Annotated in this window: 21 protein-coding genes and 1 tRNA gene; 10 read left to right on the forward strand and 12 right to left on the reverse strand. The window is 60.1% G+C overall.

All coding sequences use genetic code 11. The features are described 5' to 3' along the window. Nucleotides 1–32: 32 nt before the first annotated feature. From ACWHXP_RS18475 to ACWHXP_RS18505, 7 genes are all read right to left on the reverse strand, one after another. On the reverse strand, nt 33–3,017 hold the full coding sequence (locus ACWHXP_RS18475; protein ID WP_489635335.1) for a ribonucleoside-diphosphate reductase subunit alpha: 2,985 nt from the start codon (nt 3,015–3,017) through the stop codon (nt 33–35). 401 nt (nt 3,018–3,418) lie between these two features. After that, complete coding sequence (gene ampD, locus ACWHXP_RS18480) at nt 3,419–4,042, reverse strand: 1,6-anhydro-N-acetylmuramyl-L-alanine amidase AmpD (protein ID WP_489624473.1); 624 nt, start codon at nt 4,040–4,042, stop codon at nt 3,419–3,421. A gap of 2 nt (nt 4,043–4,044) precedes the next feature. Next, on the reverse strand, nt 4,045–4,344 hold the full coding sequence (locus ACWHXP_RS18485; protein ID WP_209568205.1) for a PP0621 family protein: 300 nt from the start codon (nt 4,342–4,344) through the stop codon (nt 4,045–4,047). Further along, nucleotides 4,341–5,153, reverse strand: coding sequence for a cytochrome C assembly family protein (locus tag ACWHXP_RS18490; protein WP_489635334.1), 813 nt, complete (start codon nt 5,151–5,153; stop codon nt 4,341–4,343). Before ACWHXP_RS18490 ends, ACWHXP_RS18485 begins: the two co-directional genes overlap by 4 nt. Nucleotides 5,154–5,289: 136 nt before the next feature. Further along, nucleotides 5,290–6,099 (reverse strand): ABC transporter ATP-binding protein, encoded by an 810-nt coding sequence (locus ACWHXP_RS18495; RefSeq protein WP_034334689.1) that lies wholly within the window; start codon nt 6,097–6,099, stop codon nt 5,290–5,292. A gap of 1 nt (nt 6,100) precedes the next feature. Continuing rightward, complete coding sequence (locus tag ACWHXP_RS18500; protein WP_489635333.1) at nt 6,101–6,922, reverse strand: ABC transporter permease; 822 nt, start codon at nt 6,920–6,922, stop codon at nt 6,101–6,103. Between the two features lie 15 nt (nt 6,923–6,937). After that, entirely contained in the window at nt 6,938–7,909 is a 972-nt protein-coding gene (locus ACWHXP_RS18505) for an ABC transporter substrate-binding protein (protein WP_310161817.1), read from the reverse strand. Nucleotides 7,910–8,253: 344 nt separating this feature from the next. Here ACWHXP_RS18505 and ffh point away from each other — a divergent pair, with 344 nt between their 5' ends. From ffh to ACWHXP_RS18520, 3 genes are all read left to right on the forward strand, one after another. Further along, nucleotides 8,254–9,624: a signal recognition particle protein gene (gene ffh / locus ACWHXP_RS18510; protein ID WP_039790476.1), complete on the forward strand. Its 1,371-nt coding sequence runs from the start codon at nt 8,254–8,256 to the stop codon at nt 9,622–9,624. Between the two features lie 416 nt (nt 9,625–10,040). Next, nucleotides 10,041–10,520 (forward strand): SWIB/MDM2 domain-containing protein, encoded by a 480-nt coding sequence (locus tag ACWHXP_RS18515; protein WP_286864128.1) that lies wholly within the window; start codon nt 10,041–10,043, stop codon nt 10,518–10,520. Nucleotides 10,521–10,861: 341 nt separating this feature from the next. Then, entirely contained in the window at nt 10,862–11,269 is a 408-nt protein-coding gene (locus ACWHXP_RS18520) for a hypothetical protein (protein WP_134221188.1), read from the forward strand. A gap of 69 nt (nt 11,270–11,338) precedes the next feature. Here the strand turns inward: ACWHXP_RS18520 and ACWHXP_RS18525 are convergent, their stop codons facing one another. After that, entirely contained in the window at nt 11,339–13,066 is a 1,728-nt protein-coding gene (locus tag ACWHXP_RS18525) for a proline--tRNA ligase (RefSeq protein ID WP_489635332.1), read from the reverse strand. A gap of 226 nt (nt 13,067–13,292) precedes the next feature. Between ACWHXP_RS18525 and ACWHXP_RS18530 the strand changes: the two genes are divergently transcribed. Further along, a complete protein-coding gene (locus tag ACWHXP_RS18530; protein WP_121042577.1) occupies nt 13,293–13,883 on the forward strand; it encodes an RNA pyrophosphohydrolase in 591 nt (196 codons plus the stop codon). Between the two features lie 5 nt (nt 13,884–13,888). Continuing rightward, entirely contained in the window at nt 13,889–14,467 is a 579-nt protein-coding gene (locus ACWHXP_RS18535; RefSeq protein ID WP_311434652.1) for a CNP1-like family protein, read from the forward strand. Between the two features lie 130 nt (nt 14,468–14,597). Here ACWHXP_RS18535 and proB read toward each other — a convergent pair whose 3' ends face one another. The 4 genes from proB to rplU form a co-directional block, all read right to left on the reverse strand. Next, nucleotides 14,598–15,716 (reverse strand): glutamate 5-kinase, encoded by a 1,119-nt coding sequence (proB, locus tag ACWHXP_RS18540; protein WP_088756265.1) that lies wholly within the window; start codon nt 15,714–15,716, stop codon nt 14,598–14,600. A gap of 116 nt (nt 15,717–15,832) precedes the next feature. Continuing rightward, entirely contained in the window at nt 15,833–16,942 is a 1,110-nt protein-coding gene (gene cgtA, locus ACWHXP_RS18545) for an Obg family GTPase CgtA (RefSeq protein ID WP_121042573.1), read from the reverse strand. Between the two features lie 201 nt (nt 16,943–17,143). Beyond that, on the reverse strand, nt 17,144–17,401 hold the full coding sequence (gene rpmA / locus ACWHXP_RS18550) for a 50S ribosomal protein L27 (protein ID WP_006713216.1): 258 nt from the start codon (nt 17,399–17,401) through the stop codon (nt 17,144–17,146). Between the two features lie 48 nt (nt 17,402–17,449). Further along, nucleotides 17,450–17,761: a 50S ribosomal protein L21 gene (gene rplU / locus ACWHXP_RS18555; protein ID WP_006713215.1), complete on the reverse strand. Its 312-nt coding sequence runs from the start codon at nt 17,759–17,761 to the stop codon at nt 17,450–17,452. A 359-nt stretch (nt 17,762–18,120) separates the two neighbouring features. Between rplU and ispB the strand changes: the two genes are divergently transcribed. From ispB to ACWHXP_RS18580, 5 genes are all read left to right on the forward strand, one after another. After that, on the forward strand, nt 18,121–19,071 hold the full coding sequence (gene ispB, locus ACWHXP_RS18560) for an octaprenyl diphosphate synthase (protein ID WP_489624468.1): 951 nt from the start codon (nt 18,121–18,123) through the stop codon (nt 19,069–19,071). 16 nt (nt 19,072–19,087) lie between these two features. Then, nucleotides 19,088–19,164, forward strand: a tRNA-Pro gene (locus ACWHXP_RS18565). Between the two features lie 309 nt (nt 19,165–19,473). After that, nucleotides 19,474–20,400, forward strand: coding sequence for a sce7726 family protein (locus tag ACWHXP_RS18570; protein WP_489635331.1), 927 nt, complete (start codon nt 19,474–19,476; stop codon nt 20,398–20,400). Between the two features lie 7 nt (nt 20,401–20,407). Then, nucleotides 20,408–21,343, forward strand: a complete 936-nt coding sequence (locus ACWHXP_RS18575) for a sce7725 family protein (protein WP_489635330.1) — start codon at nt 20,408–20,410, stop codon at nt 21,341–21,343. A 9-nt stretch (nt 21,344–21,352) separates the two neighbouring features. After that, nucleotides 21,353–22,375, forward strand: a complete 1,023-nt coding sequence (locus ACWHXP_RS18580) for an RES family NAD+ phosphorylase (RefSeq protein ID WP_489635329.1) — start codon at nt 21,353–21,355, stop codon at nt 22,373–22,375. Nucleotides 22,376–22,434 lie beyond the last annotated feature (59 nt).

The following is a 22,434-nucleotide window of genomic DNA, read 5'->3' on the forward strand; positions in this document are numbered from 1 at the left end:
TCAGCAGGCCGTCCCGGCCCTGCCCGGATTGCTTACTGGCAGGCCTCGCACTCTTCGAAGCCCGCATCGCCCGGACGCATGGTGCAGACCGGACCATCGGCTTCGATCGAAGCACCCGGGGTCGGCATCACGTAGGCAGCCGAGGCAGCAGCCGCCGAAGCGATCGGTGCGACCGGCACGGCCGTACCGGAAGCCGAGGCCATGGCACCGGCGCCGCCATCAACGGCCACGGCGTTCAGTGCACCAGCACGGGAAGTCGACTTCTCGGTGTGGGTCGCGCCGATGGTGCGCAGGTAGTAGGTGGTCTTGAGGCCACGCAGCCACGCCAGCTTGTAGGTCTCGTCCAGACGCTTGCCGGAAGCACCGGCCATGTAGATGTTCAAGGACTGGGCCTGGTCGATCCACTTCTGGCGACGCGAGGCGGCTTCCACCAGCCAGGACGGATCCACTTCGAAGGCGGTGGCGTAGATGTCGCGCAGGTCTTGCGGGATGCGGTCGATCTTGGCCAGGCTGCCGTCGAAATACTTGAGGTCGGCGACCATGACTTCGTCCCACAGGCCACGGGCCTTCAGGTCGCGCACCAGGTACTCGTTGATCTCGGTGAATTCGCCCGACAGGTTCGACTTCACGTACAGGTTCTGGTAGGTCGGCTCGATGCAAGCAGACACGCCGATGATGTTGGAGATGGTCGCCGTCGGGGCGATGGCCACGCAGTTCGAGTTGCGCATGCCGTGTTCGGCGATGCGTGCACGCAGGGCGCCCCAGTCCAGGGTCTCGGTGCTGTCGGTTTCCAGGTAGCCGCCGCGTTCTTGCGCCAGCAGCTTGAGGGAATCTTGCGGCAGGATGCCGCGATCCCACAGCGAACCGCGGTAGGAAGCGTAACGGCCGCGCTCTTCGGCCAGTTCGGTCGAAGCCATGTAGGCGTAGTAGCAGACGGCTTCCATGGAGCGGTCGGCGAATTCGACGGCGTCCATCGAGGCGTACGGCACGCGCTTGATGTGCAGGCAGTCCTGGAAGCCCATGATGCCCATGCCCACCGGACGGTGGCGCAGGTTGGAATCACGTGCCTTCTTGACGGCGTAATAGTTGATGTCGATGACGTTGTCCAGCATGCGCATGGCGGTGCGGATTGTCTTTTGCAGCTTGGCATGGTCCAGCTCGCCATTGACCAGGTGCGCCGGCAGGTTCACCGAACCCAGGTTGCAGACCGCGATCTCGCTCTCGTTGGTGTTCAAGGTGATCTCGGTGCACAGGTTGGAGCTGTGCACCACGCCCACGTGTTGCTGCGGCGAACGGATGTTGCAAGGATCCTTGAAGGTGATCCACGGGTGGCCGGTTTCGAACAGCATCGACAGCATCTTGCGCCACAGGTCGTTGGCTTGCACCTTCTTGAAGAGCTTCAGCTCGCCACGAGCGGCCTTGGCTTCATAGGCGGTGTAGGCTTCTTCGAAGGCACGGCCGAACTTGTCGTGCAGGTCCGGGGTGTCGGAGGGCGAGAAGAGGGTCCACTCACCCTTTTCCATCACGCGCTTCATGAACAGGTCGGGAATCCAGTTCGCGGTGTTCATGTCGTGGGTGCGGCGGCGGTCGTCGCCGGTGTTCTTGCGCAGTTCGAGGAATTCCTCGATGTCCATGTGCCAGGTTTCCAGGTAGGCGCAGACCGCGCCCTTGCGCTTGCCGCCCTGGTTGACCGCCACGGCGGTATCGTTGACCACCTTCAGGAAGGGGACCACGCCTTGCGACTTGCCGTTGGTGCCCTTGATGTGCGCACCCAGGGCACGCACCGGGGTCCAGTCATTGCCCAGGCCGCCGGCGAACTTGGCCAGCAGGGCGTTTTCCTTGATGGCTTCGTAGATGCCGTCGAGGTCGTCGGCCACCGTGGTCAGGTAGCAGGAAGACAGCTGCGAACGCTGGGTACCCGAGTTGAACAGGGTCGGGGTCGAGCTCATGAAGTCGAACGAGGACAGCAGGTCGTAGAACTCGATGGCGCGGGTTTCGCGGTCGATTTCGTTCAGTGCCAGGCCCATCGCCACACGCATGTAGAACGCCTGGGGCATCTCGATGCGGGTGCCGCCGATGTGCAGGAAATAACGGTCATACAGGGTCTGCAGGCCGATGTAGCCGAACTGCAGGTCGCGCTCGGGCTTGATGGCGGCAGCCAGCTTGGCCAGGTCGAACTGGGCCAGCTTGGTGTCGAGCAGCTCGGCTTCGATACCCTTCTTCACGTATTGCGGGAAGTACTCCAGGTACTCGGCCGGGGCGTCGGCCTGAGCCACTTCCTTGCCGAAGACTTCCTTGCGGATGGTGTGCATCAGCAGGCGCGAGGTCACCTGGCTGTAAGCAGGGTCCTTTTCCATCAGCGCGCGGGCAGCCAGGATGGCGGACTTGTACAGCTCTTCGACGGGCACGCCGTCATACAGGTTCTTGACGGTTTCGGAGAGGATGGCATCGGCATCGACGTGCGATTCCAGGCCGACGCAGGCAGCGGCGATCAGGGAACGGACTTCGTTGATGTCCAGCGGACGGCTCTGGCCGTCTTCGGTCACGTGCAGTTGCGGTGCGGCCGCTTCGGTCTTGGTGGCGGCGCCTTGCTGGGCGCGCTCTTCCATGCGCTTGGCACGGTACAGCACGTAGGCACGGGCGACGTCATGCTCGCCCGAACGCATCAGGGCCAGCTCGACCTGATCCTGGATATCTTCAATATGGAAGGTGCCACCGGTGGGCTGGCGGCGCACCAGCGCCGACACCACGTTGGTGGTCAGTTGCTCGACCATCTCGCGTACACGCGCCGAAGCGGCACCCTGGCCACCGTTGACGGCCAGGAAGGCCTTGGTCACGGCGATGGAAATCTTGGAGGGCTCGAAACCGACCACCGCGCCATTGCGGCGGATGATGCGGTATTCGCCCAGGCCAGCGGTCTGGGACACGATGGCCTGGCCTTCAGCGGAACCTTCCAGCTCGGCAGAGGTGCCGAACGGAGCGGGCGATTTGACGGAAATTTCTTGGGTTGAGCGCACTTAGCCTCCTGGGGTACATGGGGCAGATGGCCGGGGGTTGCCACCTGCGTTGCTAATAACTTCATCCGGGCCCCGAACGGCAAAGGACCCGCGAACGGCGGAAGCGTCCCACAATGACTGTCCCTTGCGTGGACATTCATGCTGACGCAAAACTGCTTGAAACTGATGTGTGGAACGGAATTAAAAGAAGGAGAACCGGGGGCGTTGTCGTACTTGGTTACTGCCTCGCGGGTCTTGCACCTTCTGAAGCACTGCCTGAAACGGGCCGACCGTGGATGAAGACCCGATACCAACAACAAGTTCAACTGAACACTACATCTAGTATCAAAACATCGAATGGGACTAATTCTAGTAGCGGGTCCGGGCGGATGCAACCGCTATTTAGAGAATTTTTCTGCTGCTCAAGCTTGACTTTTGTGAAGGCCAACGGGGAAGCGCAATTGCGCCGCGTTAACGATTTTCACCATTTTGTTGTGATAGCCGTCCCAGTCGAAGAAGGGTCCGGGGTCGGTCTTGCGCACCGGCGCGATGTGTTCGTGGCCAGCCACGGCGGTCAATCCGTAGCGCGTTACCAGGGCCTGGGAGAGCTGCACCAACGTCTCATATTGGGCTTCGGTGAAGGGTTCAAAGTCGGTCCCTTCCAGCTCGATGCCGATGGAAAAATCATTGCAGCGCTCGCGCCCCTCGAAGCTGGACACGCCCGCATGCCAGGCGCGGCGATGGGCCGGGACGAACTGCACCACTTCGCCATCGCGGCGGATCAGGAAGTGGGCCGAGACGCGCAGGGGACGCAGCTGGTTGAAATAAGGATGCGCGTCAAAGTCGAGCCGGTTGCAGAACAGGTCGGCGATATAAGGGCCGCCGAATTCAGCGGGCGGCAGGCTGATGTTGTGGATCACCAGCAGCTCGGCAGCCACGCCTTCGGGACGTTCGTCGCAATTGGGCGAGGGTTCGCGGCGGGCGTGATCACACCAGCCGTCGCCATCGATGATCCAGGCGCCGGGGTCAGAGAAGACAGCGTCCATGCTCAGAAGGAAGCCAGGCGGCGATGCTCTTCGCAGCAGTAGTGCGCGCCGGAGGCGTGAACCACCGCCTCGGAGGACGGGAAGTGGATGCCGCAATGGGCGCACTGCACCATGGTCTCGACATTGCTGTCGCCACGGCGGCGAAAGCGCGAGGGCTTGGGCCGCGGCATGCCGGGCTCGGGCTCACCGGCGGCAGAGTTGCCGTCGGCGGCACGGTCGCTGCCGGCCAGCATGGATTTCTTGGCGCGCTGGAACCACACCACCACGGCCAGCAGGACCACCAGCCAAATCAGATATTTCATATCAGAACCCGATGCAGCACGACTTCAAGAACGAACCGGCTGCCCACATAAGCCAATAAAAGGATGGCGAACCCGGCCAGCGTGAAGCTCAGCGCGGTCCGCCCCCGCCATCCCTGCCAGCGACGGCCGGCCAGGAGCAGGCCGAACAGCAGCCAGGACAGCATGGTGAAGACCGTCTTGTGGTCCCACTTGAATGGTGTCCCGAACAACTGCTCGGAGAAGACGACACCCGATAGCACCGTCAGCGTCAGCAAGGTGAAGCCGAAGGCGATCAGGCGGAACAGCAGTTTTTCCATGGTCAGCAGCGCCGGCAGTCGATCCAGCGCCAGCCCGAACCAGCCCGACTGGGCAGCCGGACCGGGCCGGGTATGCAGGCGCGACTCCTGCAGCACCATCAGCACCGCATGGAAGGCGGCGATGGTGAGCGTGCTGTAGGCCAGGATGGAGATGGCGATGTGCGCCAGGAACCAGTCGGACTTGCCGGCCAGCGCCACCATGTTGCCGGGGAAGGCGCTGGGCAGCACCACGGCCACCGCCGCCACCGGCAAGACCAGCACGCGCATGCTGTCGAGCGAGAAATTGCGATTTTCCAGCCAGTAGGCCGCCACCGAGATCCACAGCGTGGACGACAGCATGACCGCAAAGCCCACCCGCAACGCGTCGGGCGCGAACATGTCCGACAGCAGCGCCCCGCCATGCAGCATCCAGCCGGCCACGATGCCCGCCGAAATCGGCACGCGCCGCTCCGAAGGCATGAAGGCGCAGCCCAGATAGAGCAGCGCAGCCAGGATGAAAAAATAAGTTTGCATCACCCGAGTTTACACCATCTCGGCCCCCGGCCCGCTTGCGCCCGGTCAGCCGGCGCGCGAATCGGGCCCGCCAAATGCGACACGGCAGGGCTTGCCTGCCGTGTCGGGCACATCACTATAGAGAGCTGCAGCCACGTCAGTCGACCGCCGCCGCCTTCATCTCCGCATTGTGATGGCGCTGCTGCTCTTCCATCACCAGCTGGCCCAGTTCGCGTTTCAAGGCATTGAACTCGGGGTCCGCCGGATCGCGCAGGCGCGGCAGGTTCACCAGCATGTCGCGCTTGACCGTGCCCGGGCGGTAGGTCATGACCACGATGCGGTCAGCCAGGTAGATGGCCTCCTCGATGCTGTGGGTGACGAAGACGATGGTCTTCCTGAACTCGTCCCAGATGCGCAGCAGCTCATCCTGCAGGTTGCGGCGGGTCAGCGCATCGAGGGCACCGAAGGGCTCGTCCATGAGCATGATGGGCGAATCCAGCGCCAGCACCCGGGCGATGGCCACCCGCTGGCGCATGCCGCCCGAGAGATCCTTGGGGAAGCGGGTGCGGAAGTCGATCAGACCCAGCTTGTCCAGCAATTGCGTGACGCGCTGGTGGATCTCGGCCTTGGGCGTTCCCTTGATCTCCAGTCCGAAGGCCACGTTCTGTTCCACCGTCATCCAGGGGAAGAGCGCGTATTCCTGGAACACCATGCCGCGATCCGGTCCCGGCTCGGTGACCACCTTGTCGCCGGTGAGGATCTGGCCGGACGATGGCAGGGCAAACCCGGCGATGGCGTTCAGGAGCGTCGACTTGCCGCAGCCGGAAGGCCCCAGCAGGCAGACGAACTGGCCGTCCGGGATATCGAAATGGATGTCCTTGAGGGCCACGACCTCGCGGTCATCGGTCTTGAAGACCTTGTGCACATTCTGTATGCGAATGCGCGGAGAAGCATTTGTCTGGTTCATCTCAGTTCTCCAGCCCGCGATGCCAGCGCAGCATGTAATTGTTGAGGCGGCTCATGCCCAGGTCGATCGCCAGGCCCAGGAGGCCGATGGTGATCATGCCGGCGATGATCTTGTCCGACCAAAAATATTCACGTGCTTCCATGATGCGGAAGCCCAGGCCATTGCTCACCGCAATCATCTCGGCCACGATCACCACGATGAAGGCAGTCCCGATGCCGATGCGCACGCCCGAGAGGATGTAAGGCACCGCCGCCGGCAGCATCACCCGCAGGAACAGCGTGGACTGGCTCGCCCCCAGATTGCGGGCCGCGCGCAGGTAGATGCTGTCGACCTGGCGCACCCCGGCGATGGTATTCATCAGCACCGGGAAGAACGCCCCCAGCGAGATCAGGAACAGCGCCGGCGGATTGCCCAGCCCGAACCAGAGGATGGCCAACGGGATGTAGGCAATAGGCGGAATCGGACGGATCACCTGCACCGTCAGATTCATGAGCCCATAGATGCGCTGGCTGGAGCCCATCAGCAAGCCCAGCGGCAGGGCCAGGCCGGCACCAATGAGGAAGCCTGCCACCACCCGGTACAGGCTGCCGATGGCATCCATGATCAGTTCGCCCGAGAAGGCCCAGGCCAGCCAACTGCCGGCCTCGGGCTCATAGGGCTTGAGCGGGGTGGCGTATTCCACCCATTTCTTCAGGACCGCCCAGGGCGAAGGCAGGATCTGCGGATTGATCCAGCCAGCCCGGGACGCGCCCTCCCACAGCGCGATCACGACGATCGGCACCAGCAGCCCCTGCAGGAAGCTGCCCTTGTTGTTATTTGCCATCGAGATTCCCCCGTCTTACTTCAGGTTCATGCTCTTCTTGGCCTGCTCCAGCAGATCGGTCTTCACCCAATCCTTGGCCACCGGCGGCTTGGCCATCTTGCCGGTACCGTACTTGGCCATGGTGTCGGTGGTGACCTGGATGTGCTCGGCCGTGATGTCGTAGGCGTAAGGCGAGTTGCCGATGGCGTCGTAGAAGTCTTCCTTGGTGATCTGGTTCTTGAAGATCACTTCACGCACGTACTTTTCGGCCACTTCCGGCTTGTCGATGAAGGTCTTGGTCGCCTCCAGGAAGCAGCGCATGAACTTCTCGGCCAGCGGACGCTTCTCGGTGTAGAACTTCTCGGTCATCACCATGGTGCGATAGGGCTCGCCGATCGGGGTGTCATACGGCTTCATCACTTCCACGCCGAAGCCCTTGTTGATGGCCTGCGAGGATTGCGGCTCGCTCTGCATCATGGCGTCGATGTTCTTGCCCAGCAGGGCCTGGTTCAGGTCGGCGAAGGCCAGATAGACGATGGTGACATCCTTGGCCGTCAGGCCGTTCTGGCCCAATTCGGCATCCAGCAGCACTTCATGGATGCCGCCCCGGGTGACGCCCACCTTCTTGCCCTTGAGGTCCTTGACCGACTTGATACCGGAGTCCTTGCCCGCCACCAGGCGTGCGCCGCCCTTGGCGAAACCGGCCACCACATAGATCGGTGCGCCGTTGGCCCGGCCCGAAATGGCGGCCTCGGAGGCGGTCGTGCCCACATCGAGCTCACCGGCCAGGATGCCCTGCATCACGTCCGGGCCCTTGGCGAAGACCTTTTCATCGACCTTGATGCCACACTTGGGGGCGATCTCCTTGATGTAGGACACCGCGCCATAGTGGGCGAACTTCAGGTTGCCCAGGCGGATGACGTCGTCTGCCGCGTGGCTGGTGGCCGAGAAACCGGCAGTGGCCAGCAGGGCCAGCGCGATCCATTGTTTTGGTTTTTGCTTTTGCATTTCCACTCTCCTCTTGTGTGTATCGTTGTTGATACGGCGCGCCGGCGGCAGTCGTGCAGGCCGGCAGTCTCGATGGCGTTGGCCCGTGCTGCGTGGCAGGGGCCTTGATTATTCTGTGCGCTTGGAAATTCAGCGCCCATGTATACACAAAGAGCGCAAGCCGTACAAGCTGTTAATTTTACGTAGCGCCCCCATCTGGGCCGCACGCGCCGGCAGGGGCGCAGCGGGGCTGATCGGTTAGAATGCAGGATTGCCCGCCGCCCCGCCTGCGCACTCCCGGTGCGTCGTAGTCGCGGCCAGCGGCCCTGCGGCCTTTCCGCCCCCATTCATTTGCAGATATCACCATGCTAGACAACCTGACCCAACGCCTCGCCAAAGTCGTCAAAACCATGCGCGGCGAGGCGCGACTGACCGAATCCAATACCGCCGAGATGCTGCGCGAAGTGCGCCTGGCCCTGCTGGAGGCCGACGTGGCCCTGCCCGCCGTGCGCGAGTTCATCGCCAAGGTGAAGGAAAAAGCCATGGGCGAAGAGGTCATCGGCTCGCTCACCCCCGGCCAGGCCCTGGTCGGCGTGGTCCAGCGCGAGCTGGCCAGCCTGATGGGCGCCGACCTCGGTGCCGAAGCCTCGCAACTGAACTTTGCCACCCAGCCGCCGGCCATCATCCTGATGGCCGGCCTGCAGGGTGCCGGTAAAACCACCACCGTCGGCAAGCTCGCCAAGTACCTGCGCGAGAACAAGAAGAAAAAGGTCCTGACCGTCTCCGCCGACGTCTACCGCCCGGCCGCCATCGGCCAGCTGCAGACCGTGACCGGCCAGGCCGGTGCCGACTTCTTCCCCAGCCAGCCGACCGACAAGCCGGTCGACATCGCCCTGGCCGCGCTGGACTACGCCAAGAAGCATCACCACGAAGTGCTGATCGTCGACACCGCCGGCCGTCTGGGCATCGACCAGGCCATGATGGATGAAATCCGTGCCGTGCACGCTGCCATCAAGCCCATCGAAACCCTGTTCGTGGTCGACGCCATGCTGGGCCAGGACGCCATCAACACCGCCAAGGCTTTCAATGACGCCCTGCCGCTGACCGGCGTGGTGCTCACCAAGCTGGACGGCGACTCGCGCGGCGGTGCTGCGCTGTCGGTGCGCCACATCACCGGCAAGCCCATCAAGTTCGCCGGGGTGGCCGAAAAGCTCGACGGCCTGGAAGCCTTCGATCCTTCGCGCATGGCCAACCGCATCCTGGGCATGGGCGACATCCTGGCGCTGGTGGAAGAGGCACGCAAGGGCGTGGACATGGAAGCCGCGCAGGACCTGGCGCACAAGATCAAGGGCGGCGGCAAGTTCGACCTCAATGACTTCAAGGCCCAGCTGTCGCAGATGAAGAAGATGGGCGGCCTCACCAGCCTGCTGGACAAGCTGCCGGCCCAGATGCAGGCCGCCGCCGGCAACGCCAACATGGACCAGGCCGAGAAGCAGGTGCGCCGCATGGAAGGCATCATCAACTCCATGACCCCGCAGGAACGCGCCAAGCCGGAACTGATCAAGGCCACCCGCAAGCGCCGCATCGCCGCCGGTGCCGGCGTGCAGGTGCAGGAAGTCAACCGCATGCTGTCGCAGTTCGAGCAGATGCAATCGATGATGAAGAAGCTCAAGGGCGGCGGCATGATGAAGATGATGCGTGGCATGAAGGGCATGCTGCCGGGCGGCATGCGCTGACGGCATCGGCCGCAAAGTCTTTCTGGAAAAGGCTTTGCGGCCCTTCCACACGATCTCCGGCGGTCTCTTCTGGCGCCGGAAAAACTCCCCTCCTCCGCTTTTCCGCTCCGTTTTCGAGCCCCAATCCGGTCTCTCCGGATACGTTTTCTGCACGCGTCATGCGCACGAAAACATGCCCTTCTTTCATCGCTTTTCCTTCCCCTCCGATATCGCCGATGCGGCCCTTTCCGGGACTTCCGCGATCCGCCGCGATCCCTTTACCGGCGCGGCTTGACGGCGGATCGGGGCGGCTCGTTGTTTCCTGGCGCTTTCACGGGAAAATCCACTAAAAAATACTTGCGTGGCCGTGCAAAGAGCACCACTATTAGCGGTGCGTAAATGACGCATTCATCTCATTCTTGTGAGGAGTCTTTCCGATGGCCACAGCAAAAAAAGCAGCAGCCGCAGTAAAGAAGCCAGCAGCAAAACCCGCAGCCAAACCCGCCGCCAAGGCAGCCGCCAAACCGGCCGCCAAAGCCGCCGCTCCCAAGGCCACAGCCAAGCCTGCAGCCAAGGCAGCGCCGAAAGCCGCACCGAAGGCCGCTCCCAAGGCAGCCGCTCCCAAGAAAGCCGCAGCAAAACCCGCCGCCAAGCCCGCAGCAAAACGTACTCCCAATGCCGCCTTCATGAAGCCGCTGACGCCGTCGGCAGCCCTGGGCGAGGTGGTCGGTGCCAAGCCGCTGCCACGCACTGAAGTGACCAAGAAGGTCTGGGAATACATCAAGAAGCACAAGCTGCAGAACGCCGAAAACAAGCGCAACATCGATGCCGATGACAAGCTCAAGGCAATCTTCGGTGGCAAGAAGCAAGTCACGATGTTTGAAATGACCAAGCTGATCTCGGCTCACCTGAGCTGATCGACGCCCGCGGTTTGCAAGCGACTTGCAAACAAAAACGCCCGCAGATGTCATGCGGGCGTTTTTGTTTCCGGATGTTTCAGAAGGCGTCGCCTTGCCGGCCGGTTTTCCTCTTGTCTGACGCCGCATGCAGCACTTCTCTGATGGCGAGCAGGCCTGTCACCGCCTATCATGGCGGTTCTGCAGGGTGTGGCACTGGCCGCAAAGGCCGGTTTCAGCTTTCCAGCTCACATCGCCTCCGGCAGAACTGAATAAAAGAACCGAAAACCGGAAACCGGGTCTATCCCTGTGCCATCCACTGATGAGCCTGGACGCTCATGACCAAGAGAAAGGAAATGACCATGCCAAACCAAACCGCCACCCTGCGTCACCAACTGCTGCGTTCGGCCAGCGCCCTCGTGATCGGCCTGGCCGCCTTGGGCGGTGCCTCGCACGTGTTCGCTGCGGGCAAGGCCGGCAATTCGGAATACCAGCAGCAGATCGCCGCCTGCAAGAGCGGCGCCTCCACCGAAGACCGCGCTACCTGCCTGCGTGAAGCCGGTGCTGCCCAGCAAGCCGCTGCGCGCGGCACGCTGACCGATCCGGGCGCGGCGCAACTGAAGGAAAACGCCCTGCGCCGCTGTGAGGGCTTGCCGCAATCGGATCGCATCGATTGCGAGAAGCGCGTCAACGGCCAGGGCAACAGCGATGGCAGCGTCGCCTCGGGCGGCATTCTGCGCGAGACCGTGACCATCGTCCCGGCCAAGTAATTTCGCTCTCCCCAAAAACTAAGGCGGACGCCATGGCGTCCGCCTTTGTCATTGCAGCCTGTGGAAAGATCAGGCGGCCAGCTTGCCCCGGATGAAGGCCAGCGCCTCGGCCAGCGGTACTTGGGTGGCTTCTGCATCGCGGCGCCCCTGGTATTCGATGTTGCCATCCTTGAGGCCACGGTCACCGACCACGATGCGATGCGGCACGCCGATCAGTTCCCAGTCGGCGAACATCGCGCCCGGACGCTCGCCACGATCGTCCAGCACCACATCCACACCCGCCTCGGTCAGTTGCGCGTACAGCTTGTCGATTTCGGTCTTGACGGCTTCGCTGCGGTCATAGCCCATGGGGCAGAGCACCACTTCGAAGGGCGCAATCGAGGTCGGCCAGATGATGCCGCGGTCGTCGAAATTCTGTTCGATGGCCGCGCCCAGGATACGGGTCACGCCGATGCCGTAGCAGCCCATCACCAGCGGTTGCGGCTTGCCGGACTCATCCAGGTAAGTCGCCTTCATCGCTTCGGAATAGGTGGTGCCCAGCTGGAACACGTGGCCCACTTCGATGCCGCGCTGGATCGCCAGCACGCCACGGCCGTCCGGCGAGGCATCGCCCTCAACGACATTGCGGATATCGGCCACCAGCGGCTCGGGCAGGTCACGGCCCCAGTTGGCACCGGTGTAGTGGAAATCGGCTTCGTTGGCGCCGCAGACGAAATCGGCCATGTTGGCGACCGTGCGGTCGGCCACCACCTTGACCGGCTTCTTGGTGCCGATCGGGCCCAGGTAGCCCGGGGGCGTGCCGAACCATTCAACGATCTCGGCTTCGTTGGCGAAGCGGTAGGTGGACAGGCCCGGAATCTTGCTGGCCTTCACTTCGTTGAGTTCATGGTCGCCGCGCAACAGCAGCAGCCAGATTTCCTTCTTGGCCGGATCTTCGTTGTCCACTGCCAGCACGATGGATTTGACGGTGCGTGCCAGCGGCAGGCCCAGCAATTCAGCCACGGCTTCGCACTTGGACTTGCCGGGCGTGGCGGTCTTTTCCAGCGCCTGGGTGGCGGCACCACGGCTGCTGTCCACGGGCAGCGCTTCGGCCGCTTCCATGTTGGCGGCGTAATCGGAGGTGGGGCAATAGACCAGCGCGTCCTCACCGGTGGCGGCGATGACGTGGAACTCGTGCGAGCCGGAACCGCCGATGGCACCATTGTCGGCGGCCACGGCACGGAACTCCAGGCCGAAGCGGGTGAAGATGCGCACGTAGGCGTCATACATGGCCTGGTAGGACTTCTTCAGGCCATCGACATCGCGGTCGAAGGAGTAGGCATCCTTCATCGTGAATTCACGGCCGCGCATGAGGCCGAAACGCGGACGGCGCTCGTCGCGGAACTTGGTCTGGATGTGATAGAAGTTGACCGGCAATTGCTTGTAGCTGCGCAGCTCAGTACGGGCCACGTCGGTGACCACTTCTTCGGAAGTCGGCTGGATGGCGAAATCGCGGCCATGGCGATCCTTCACGCGCATGAGCTCGGCACCCATCTTGTTCCACCGGCCGGTTTCCTGCCACAGCTCGGCCGGCTGCACCACCGGCATCAGCAGCTCGACGGCGCCGGCGCGATTCATTTCCTCGTGCACGATGGCTTCGACCTTGCGAATCACGCGCAGACCCATGGGCATGTAGGTGTAGATGCCAGCTCCCAGACGCTTGATCATGCCAGCACGCATCATCAGCTTGTGGCTCACGATTTCAGCGTCGGACGGGGCTTCTTTCAGGGTGGAAATAAAAAAACGTGAGGCGCGCATGACGGTCGGTTCTTTTTAAAAAGAGGAGGGTTATAATCGTTCCAATTTTAAAGGATTAGCTGGCTGATGCGCCCTTTCTTTGCAGATTTGCTCCTAGTTTCAATGACATCCGTGCATCGATGTGATTGCTCCTGACCGCCTGGCGTACCGGCTTTGCCGCGTGCGCCCGCAGTCGCATGAGCCTGCCTGAAAGGGACTTCCAGCCGCAGAAAGTTTGAGGATCACCATGCTGGATCGAGAAGGCTTCCGCCCGAACGTCGGCATCATCCTGCTCAACGCCAATAACGAGGTGTGGTGGGGCAAGCGCGTACGCGAGCACTCCTGGCAATTCCCGCAAGGCGGCATCAAGCACGGCGAGACCCCCGAACAGGCGATGTTCCGGGAACTGGAAGAAGAGATCGGCCTGCGTGCCGAGCACGTCAAGATCATCGGCCGCACCCGTGACTGGCTGCGCTACGAAGTCCCCGATCATTTCATCAAGCGCGAAGTGCGCGGCCATTACCGCGGCCAGAAGCAGATCTGGTTCCTGCTGCGCATGGTCGGGCGCGATTGCGACGTCAACCTGCGCGGCACCTCGCATCCGGAATTCGATGCCTGGCGCTGGCATGACTACTGGGTGCCGCTTGATGTGGTCATCGAGTTCAAACGCGAGGTCTATCAGCAGGCGCTGCAGGAATTGTCGCGCTTCCTGAGTCGTCCGGGCCACGGCCCGCGCCGGGCCGAGCAAGCCGGGCGCATTGCGCATCCCCACAAGAATCCCGGCCAGGCCGCACAAGCCCAGCCCTGCAACGGCGCGAACACGCCGGAAACCAAGTGAGTTCCATGCCCTCTTTCCAGCAACCTGAACCCCCACGTTCCCTGTTCACCGTGCGCGGCCTGCGCCGCACGGTGCTGGCCTGCTCGCTGCTGGCGGCCTGCGCCGGCGCACTGGCGCAGAGCTTCGATGAAGAATTCGACGACGAGGAAAAGCCCTGGCAGGAAATTGCCGTGCAGTTGCCGCCGACGCCGCAAGAGCAGAACCTGGCCGAGTTCTATCTCAGCCCGAATGCCACCATGAAGGCCTACATCGATACCAATTCCGTGTCGATCGGCACCGACAAGGTAGTGCGCTACACCGTGGTCACCAAGACCGAAGGCGGTGCGGTCAACGTGATGTACGAAGGCATGCGCTGCGAGACCTGGGAAAAGAAGACCTACGCCTTCGGCCATCCCGATGGCAAATGGTCGCGCTCGCGCCGCGACAAGTGGCAGCCGATCCGCGATATCGGCGTCAATCGCATCGATGGCGCGCTGTTCAAGGATTATTTCTGCGAAGGCAAGATCATTGCCGACAATGAGAACGTCAAGAGCATCGTCAATCGCCTCAAGACGCAGACGCGTATTGATCCGGTGCGTCGCTGATCCCGGCGGCTGGCTCGAAGCACACAATAAAAAACGCGGCCTTGGCCGCGTTTTTTATTGCCCGCATGAAATGATTTATATCGTATAAATCGTATAAATTATTTCTTTGCTGCAATTCGATGCATCGCCTTCACAGCAGCACCAGATTATCCCGATGCACCAGTTCTGGCTCCTCGACGAACCCGAGGATGGCCTGGATCTCGGAGGAAGGATGGCGGATGATGCGCCGCGCATCCGAGCTGTTGTAGTTGCTCATGCCGCGCGCGATGGCGCGGCCGCTCTCGTCCACGCAGGTAATCACGTCGCCCCGGCCGAACTCGCCCGAGACTTCCACCACGCCGATAGGCAGCAGCGACTTGCCTTCCAGGCTCAGCTTCTGCACTGCGCCGGCATCGAGCACCACACGGCCGGCGGTCTTGAGGTGATCTGCCATCCATTGCTTGCGCGCGGTCAGTTGCGCGGTCTCGGCATTGAGCTGGGTACCGATGGCTTCACCTGCAGCCAGGCGTGTGAGGACCTGCTCCTCTCGTCCCCAGGCGATCACGGTATGTGCGCCGGAGGTGGCCGCGCGCTTGGCGGCGAGGATCTTGGTCAGCATGCCGCCACGGCCGATGCCGGTGCCGGTGCCGCCTGCGATCAGCTCCAGCGACGGGTCGCCGGCACGCGCTTCGGAAATGAGGGTGGCCGTCGGATCCTTGCGCGGATCGGCGGTGAACAGGCCCGGCTGGTCGGTGAGGATGATGAGCGCTTCGGCTTCGATCAAATTGGCCACCAGCGCGCCGAGGGTGTCGTTGTCGCCGAACTTGATTTCATCAGTGACCACCGTGTCGTTCTCGTTGATGACCGGCACCACGCCCAGTTGCAGCAGAGCGAACAGGGTGGAGCGGGCATTGAGGTAGCGTTCGCGGTCGGCCAGGTCGGCGTGGGTCAGCAGCACCTGTGCGGTGTGCAGGTCGTGCTTGCGGAAACTGGTTTCGTAGATCTGTGCCAGGCCCATCTGGCCCACGGCCGCGCAGGCCTGCAGGTGATGGATGCCGGTCGGGCGCTTGTCGAAGCCCAGGCGCTGCATGCCCTCGGCCACCGCGCCGGAGCTGACCAGCACCACTTCCTTGCCGAGCGCACGCAATTGCGCGATCTGTTCCGCCCAGCGGGCGATGGCGTTGGCGTCCAGGCCCTTGCCATCATTGGTGACCAGGGAAGAGCCAACCTTGATGATGAGTCGCTTGGCGCGTTGAATGACCGATTGCATAGTGTTCCGGGTTCTGATTCTTCTGGGAGCGGTCGTAAAATCCGACAGGCAGAGATGATAGCCCGAACCGCCCCCGCGCGCAGCCCCAAGAAGCTTCAGGGCTGCGCCGGGATGAATCAGTCCAGGACCTTGAAGCGCGGATCGTCCGGATCGATGCTGGAGATGGCGCGGGCTTCCTCGGTCATCTGGGTTTCTTCGGCGCGGTGCTCTTCGGCGCGCTTGGTTTCCAGATACTTGTAGATGTCGTTGATGAGCTCTTCGCAGCCGTCACGGTTGAGCGCCGAGATCTCGAAGACCGGGCCCTTCCAGCCGAAGCGCTTGACGAAATCCTTCACGCGCTTGGCGCGTTCGGCCTCGGGCACCACGTCCAGCTTGTTCAGGACCAGCCAGCGCGGCTTGTCGAACAGGGACTGGTCGTACTTCTTCAGTTCCTGCACGATGGCCTTGGCTTCCTTGACCGGATCGACTTCCTCATTGAAGGGGGCCAGGTCGACGATGTGCAGCAGCAGACCGGTGCGCTGCAGGTGGCGCAGGAACTGCACGCCCAGACCGGCGCCATCGGCCGCACCTTCGATCAGGCCGGGGATGTCGGCGATCACGAAGCTCTTCTCGTGGCTCACGCGCACCACACCAAGGTTGGGGTGCAGGGTGGTGAAGGGGTAGTCGGCGATCTTCGGACGGGCGTTGGAGACGGCCGTGATGAAGGTCGACTTGCCCGCATTGGGCATGCCCAACAGGCCCACGTCGGCCAGCACCTTCAGTTCCAGGCGCAGCTCGCGGCGCTCGCCTTCCTTGCCTTCGGTCTTCTGACGCGGGGCGCGGTTGGTGGAGGTCTTGAAGTGGATGTTGCCCCAGCCGCCTTCGCCGCCCTTGGCCAGCATCACGGTCTGGCCGTGGAAGGTCAGGTCGGCGATGTGTTCGCCGGTGTTGATGTCGACGATGAGCGTGCCCACCGGCATGCGCAGGTAGACGTCATCGGCACCCTTGCCGTAGCAGTCCGAGCCACGGCCGTTTTCGCCGCGACCGGCGCGGTGCAGCTTGGCGTAGCGATAGTCGATCAGGGTGTTGACGTTGCGGTCGGCCACGGCCCAGATGGTGCCGCCCTTGCCGCCGTCGCCGCCGTCGGGACCGCCGAAGGGGCGGAATTTCTCGCGGCAAAAGCTGGCGACACCGTTGCCGCCATCCCCCGCCACGACTTCAATACGTGCTTCGTCGATGAATTTCATGATTTGGACGCCTCATGGGACATGGGAGCCGCTAACAAAACGTCGATGCACCTCGGTCCTGGTCAGGACCCACCCCGGCGCTTCCGACGGAAGCCTGGGCTCGGCGCTTTGTTGACGGCTCTTCAAAAATCAAAAAGGCTCCACCATCGGCAGAGCCTTTTTTATGCCTGGTTTCCGGGCGAACCCGGATGACAGGAACGCTTACGCCGTAACGACGGTAGCGTATTGACGCTGTTGCAGGCCCTTGACAACGAACTTGACCTTGCCGTCCTTCAGGGCGAACAGGGTGTGGTCCTTGCCGACGCCGACGTTTTCGCCAGCGTGGACGCGGGTGCCGCGTTGACGGACGATGATGCCGCCAGCGTTGATCACTTGGCCGCCATAAACCTTGACGCCCAGGCGTTTCGATTCTGAGTCACGGCCGTTGCGCGTAGTGCCGCCGCCTTTTTTGTGTGCCATTTAAAACTCCTTGATGACTTTGGATGAGCAGTTCGTTCGGGTCAACGCTCAGGCGTTGATGGAGACGATTTGCAGTTCGGTGTAGTTCTGACGATGGCCTTGACGCTTTTGGTAGTGCTTGCGACGACGCATCTTGAAGATGCGGACCTTGTCATGGCGACCTTGTGCTACCACAGTAGCCAGCACCGTAGCACCTGCGACCAGCGGCGCACCGAACTTCACGGTTTCGCCTGCGCCCACTGCGAGCACTTGATCCAAAGTGATTTCGGAGCCAATGTCAGCCGGTATCTGTTCTACTTTGAGTTTTTCGCCAGCAGCAACTTTGTATTGTTTGCCGCCGGTTTTTATGACCGCGTACATGTGAAACCTCACGAATGAATGAATAAGAACGATTTTTCCCTTGCCGCGCCCGTCAAAAACCCATGGCGAAACAGGAAAACCGCAAATTATACAGGCACTTAGCCGCACGGTCAAAAGCCTTGACACTTTGCCCGACCTCTGTACAACACAGTTTCCCGCAGGACAATGGAAGAGAACTTGTCCGCCAGGCAACCCGTATCCCCACCCATGTTTTCATTCCAACAATGAAAAACCTTTAGTTTCCGGGCTCAGGGTCTTTGGCGTGCCCCTGCCTTGTCATCGTATAATCTGGGGAATAACCATTTCCAACAGGTTCCGCCTTGTCTGCCGCCGTACAAAACGCTTCGCAACAAACCATCATGCATCCGATCGTCGCCGACATGGAGGCAGTCAACGCAGTCATCCGCCGCCAGCTGTACTCGGAGGTGCCGCTGGTCAACCAGGTCGCCGAATACATCATCAGTGCGGGCGGCAAGCGCCTGCGCCCGGTGCTGGTAGTGCTCATCGCCAATGCCTTCGGCTACAAGGGCGAGCATCACCACTCGCTGGCGGCCGTGATCGAATTCATTCATACGGCCACGCTGCTGCATGACGACGTGGTCGACGAATCCTCGTTGCGCCGTGGCAAGCAGACTGCCAATGCCATGTTCGGCAATGCGGCCTCGGTGCTGGTAGGCGACTTCCTGTATTCGCGCGCCTTCCAGATGATGGTGGCGGTGGGCAACCCGCGTGTGATGGAAATCGTGGCTGATGCCACCAACGTCATCGCCGAGGGCGAGGTGCTGCAGCTGCTCAACATGCACAATCCGGATGTGGACGAAGCCGGCTACCTGCAGGTGATCCGTTCCAAGACCGCCAAGCTGTTCGAGGCCGCCAGCCAGATCGGCGCCCTGATTGCCGGTGCCGACAAAGCCAGCATCGAAGCTGCCGGCGAATATGGCCGCTCCATCGGCACCGCCTTTCAGCTGATCGACGACGTGCTGGATTATTCCGGCAACAGCGCCGAGATCGGCAAGAACGTCGGCGACGACCTGCGCGAAGGCAAGCCCACGCTGCCGCTGATCTGGCTCATGCAGCACGGCACACCGCAACAGCGCGAACTGGTGCGCACCTGCATCGAGAACGGTGATGAACAGCATTTCGACGAAGTGCTGTCGGCCATCACTCACTCCGGCGCCCTGGCCTATACGCGCGAACAGGCGGAAATCGCCGCCCGGCGCGCTGCGGATGCAATTATTTCACTTCCCGATAGCCAATTCAAAAAATCCCTGTTAGAATTATCGGCTTTCGCAGTAGATCGAAATCACTGACTTAGATCTCACTCGACGGGGTGTAGCTTAGCCTGGTAGAGCGCTACGTTCGGGACGTAGAGGCCGGAGGTTCGAATCCTCTCACCCCGACCATTAAACCCAGCAGCCATGCGGGTTTCCATAAGATGGTCTGTTTCCCAGTACTACAGTGTTCGCTGTAGTACATCTGTTAGGTTAGGTCTGTGGATTTCCTTTGATTTCCACGATCAAACGCCGCATTATTCCCCAACATCACGACAAAATAGCTTTTGCACAAGAGCAAGCCGTAAGGCTATGCGTCGCTTCTTCGTTGATTTCCCGAAACGAAACTAGCGTCAGCTTTATTGGATCAAGCCATCATTGGGGTAATGATATAAACTGAAGCTAGATCGTTTGGTAACAGCCAAGGAACATCGGGGACCTATGGCTCAGGCAATTGCAAATGGGCCTGAAAAAAGAATGGCATTAACTACAAGACAATTATCAGCGCTTTCTCGCCTTTTCTCGTCCAGCGTGTTTCACGAACTGGCAAGGAAAGGCCGTTCCCCATTATTTGCGCGATTGATGGCTGATGCTGGCATTCTTAGCGACAAGCCAAACCACTCAGATACCGTAAGCTCCGCGTTTGATAAAGCCTTCGGCATCCTTCGTAAAGCTGGCACCCGCGACGAATATGTTTATCGCGCAGCAATAACACATAATATTCTGCTAGGGCGCCATTCGCTGAACACTGCGAGCATGCTTACGGAATTCCGCATAGGCTCCTGCAAAGCGGATTTGATTATCTTAAACGGTACAGCCACAGTCTATGAGATTAAGTCTGACCGTGATTCTCTCGCACGTTTAGCCAACCAAATTTCAAACTATCGCAAGGTATTTCCAAAAGTTTACGTGATTGCCGGCGAGGCTCATGTACAGGGAGTTATCGATAACACTCCCACGGAAATCGGCATTTTAAGTCTGGCTCGATGGGATCGAATCTGCACTGTTCGCACTGCAGTCGAACAAACCGAGTTAATTTGTCCGATAGCTATTTTCGAGACGCTACGCGTACAAGAAGCTCAAACAGTATTGAGGAATCTTGGGGTCGAAGCGCCTGACGTTCCAAATACAATGCTTTGGGGGGCATTACGGCGACGTTTTGAAACGTTACCGCCTCAAGATTTGCATCGCGAGATGATTAGCACGCTAAAGAAGACCCGCAGTTTGGCATCGCTGAATTCTTTCGTTGAACAATTGCCAGCATCTTTACGACCAGCCGCGCTCTCCATTCAAGTAAAGCGTGCGGATCATGGTCGCCTAGTTGACGCAGTGCAAACACCGCTTAACGTAGCAATGACTTGGGCATAACGACAAAATGTACCACCCATACTTTCGCGGCAAACAGTTTGAGCTCCTAGCAATTCGCGAGACTGCTGGTTTAATGGCGAACGCACAGTTCGTACCAATTATTGAACCGGTGAAAGAAGCATTAAATGGCTTAGATCGAACTCTCAAAGCAATTTGCGATGCGAACGGCAGGGCCATTGTCATTGTGAATCCGGATTATGGTGATCACGCAAGTGACGGCGCCGATATTTCAAAACTACTCCAAGATAACTTTGGAGACCAAAAGACAATATCAGCCGGCGTTTTGCTGAAAGAGAGCATGTCTGCCGACATCGCATTTCAGTGTTACGAGACTCATAAAGATCATAGCCCCGTCTTCATACATGCTGGATTTACTGAACCGAAAGTACTGGCGGACAAGCTTCAAAGCGCGCAGATAGACGCGCTACACGTCTTTGTTGAAAAATACTGCGGTAAATTGTATTGGAGGCACTTCAAGGGTAGCCAACGTGTCCTTATACGTGACGGTTTCGTACGGCGCAAGAACGCAGACTATCCTCCGGTTGAAAAATTCTCAGATCTTCATGTCACATTTGAGGAAGAAGGCATGAACGGATTCGGTGACTTTCTCGTGGTTGGAGATGATTACAGCGAAGGCGGTGGGCCTGCTTATGCGGTTGCAATTCATCTCACTCATATCGATCCAGATAAAGATGATGTGATGTACGTATATCATTTTCTCTCGACAACAAATGACACGCCAACGGATCCGGCCGGCAAATTTAGTCAGGCTCTTGAGAAACTAATTGCCAAACTAAATTCGGGAGCATCCCATTTAGTTGAAGGTAGTTCCATCGCCGAATTCAGAGAGCTCCATGAGAAGAAGCACTTCCCTGGATTAGGGCATGTGAAGAAACTGGCAATGAAACATCATCTAGAGACGCTTGCAGATTTTCTCTCGTAGACTTCGACTATGGCTGCTTATTGTTGCCCTCAGTGTTTCGGAGACCGGGGCCTCAGCAAAAACATTATTCCGTCATTGAATCCCAACCGAGGAACATGTGATTTTTGCGGCTCAATAGATGTTGACTTAATTGAGCCAGCTCAACTTGCGACCGTCTTTGAAATGCTCGTCAGTGTCTACGAGCCGAGCGCTCAAGGGAAAACTCTAGCCGAATGGATGAAGGAAGATTGGAGCCTTTTCTCGCATCCACGCCTTGATCTTGCTAACGCAAAAGCACTATTAGCAGAAGTTCTGGACGATGGAGAGATTGTTAGGAAATCGTTCGCTCCTTCAGCGACGTATAAGAGCGAAGGCTTGGTACGGTGGGAAACGTTAAGAGACGAACTCCTCTACAAAAACAGATATTTTCTCGACGAAGCGCTCGATACGGCCCGACTTCGCGAACTTCTCTCTCACTTGATCGCTGATCCGCTACCTGAGATATGGTATCGAGCGCGAATAATGACCAGCGACACCCCATATCCGCTTGCTGAGATGGGAGCACCTCCCAAACAATATGCAACGCATGGGCGCGCTAACCCCGTCGGAATTCCCTATCTGTATTTGGGTTCGTTGCCTGAAACGGCAGCGGCCGAGATACGGCCCCATACGGGCGAAATTGCATGCGTCGCAGAATTCAGGATTCTCCCTCCGCTGGCTGCGGTTGATCTGCGCGAACCCCGCAAATTGGTTTCACCTTTTGTTCTTGGCGACGCGAGCGCAATCGGGCAACTCCGTGCAGACATACCTTTTCTTGAGAGACTGGGAGAGGAGCTAACACGTCCCGTTCTTCCGAGGAGCGCGGCAATCGACTATATTCCAAGTCAATATCTATGCGAGTTCATCAAGAAGAGTGGTTACGACGGCGTTGCCTTCCGTAGCTCAGTCAGCACAGGCATGAACCTCGCATTATTCAATCCGGATAAGGCGAGCGGAATCTCTGTGGCACGGTATGCGATAAATCGCGTTTCGGTTGATGTGGCCCCGGTTTAAGCGCAGTAAAAACGCCAAAATACAATTTGCGTAGCCGTATCGGCGAACGTAGACTACGG

The sequence above is a fragment of the Herbaspirillum sp. Her2 genome, from assembly GCF_057961375.1.

Coding starts and splice junctions, on each gene's coding strand:
- ACWHXP_RS18495 (WP_034334689.1), bottom strand. CDS start 6,099: ATGAACCAGACAAATGCTTCTCCGCGCATTCGCATACAGAATGTGCAC.
- rplU (WP_006713215.1), bottom strand. CDS start 17,761: ATGTACGCGGTCATAAAAACCGGCGGCAAACAATACAAAGTTGCTGCT.
- ACWHXP_RS18575 (WP_489635330.1), top strand. CDS start 20,408: ATGTACCACCCATACTTTCGCGGCAAACAGTTTGAGCTCCTAGCAATT.
- ACWHXP_RS18525 (WP_489635332.1), bottom strand. CDS start 13,066: ATGCGCGCCTCACGTTTTTTTATTTCCACCCTGAAAGAAGCCCCGTCC.
- ACWHXP_RS18580 (WP_489635329.1), top strand. CDS start 21,353: ATGGCTGCTTATTGTTGCCCTCAGTGTTTCGGAGACCGGGGCCTCAGC.
- ACWHXP_RS18570 (WP_489635331.1), top strand. CDS start 19,474: ATGGCTCAGGCAATTGCAAATGGGCCTGAAAAAAGAATGGCATTAACT.
- ACWHXP_RS18520 (WP_134221188.1), top strand. CDS start 10,862: ATGCCAAACCAAACCGCCACCCTGCGTCACCAACTGCTGCGTTCGGCC.
- ACWHXP_RS18485 (WP_209568205.1), bottom strand. CDS start 4,344: ATGAAATATCTGATTTGGCTGGTGGTCCTGCTGGCCGTGGTGGTGTGG.
- ffh (WP_039790476.1), top strand. CDS start 8,254: ATGCTAGACAACCTGACCCAACGCCTCGCCAAAGTCGTCAAAACCATG.
- ispB (WP_489624468.1), top strand. CDS start 18,121: ATGCATCCGATCGTCGCCGACATGGAGGCAGTCAACGCAGTCATCCGC.
- ACWHXP_RS18505 (WP_310161817.1), bottom strand. CDS start 7,909: ATGCAAAAGCAAAAACCAAAACAATGGATCGCGCTGGCCCTGCTGGCC.
- proB (WP_088756265.1), bottom strand. CDS start 15,716: ATGCAATCGGTCATTCAACGCGCCAAGCGACTCATCATCAAGGTTGGC.
- ACWHXP_RS18515 (WP_286864128.1), top strand. CDS start 10,041: ATGGCCACAGCAAAAAAAGCAGCAGCCGCAGTAAAGAAGCCAGCAGCA.
- ACWHXP_RS18530 (WP_121042577.1), top strand. CDS start 13,293: ATGCTGGATCGAGAAGGCTTCCGCCCGAACGTCGGCATCATCCTGCTC.
- ACWHXP_RS18490 (WP_489635334.1), bottom strand. CDS start 5,153: ATGCAAACTTATTTTTTCATCCTGGCTGCGCTGCTCTATCTGGGCTGC.
- ACWHXP_RS18535 (WP_311434652.1), top strand. CDS start 13,889: ATGCCCTCTTTCCAGCAACCTGAACCCCCACGTTCCCTGTTCACCGTG.
- rpmA (WP_006713216.1), bottom strand. CDS start 17,401: ATGGCACACAAAAAAGGCGGCGGCACTACGCGCAACGGCCGTGACTCA.
- cgtA (WP_121042573.1), bottom strand. CDS start 16,942: ATGAAATTCATCGACGAAGCACGTATTGAAGTCGTGGCGGGGGATGGC.
- ACWHXP_RS18500 (WP_489635333.1), bottom strand. CDS start 6,922: ATGGCAAATAACAACAAGGGCAGCTTCCTGCAGGGGCTGCTGGTGCCG.
- ampD (WP_489624473.1), bottom strand. CDS start 4,042: ATGGACGCTGTCTTCTCTGACCCCGGCGCCTGGATCATCGATGGCGAC.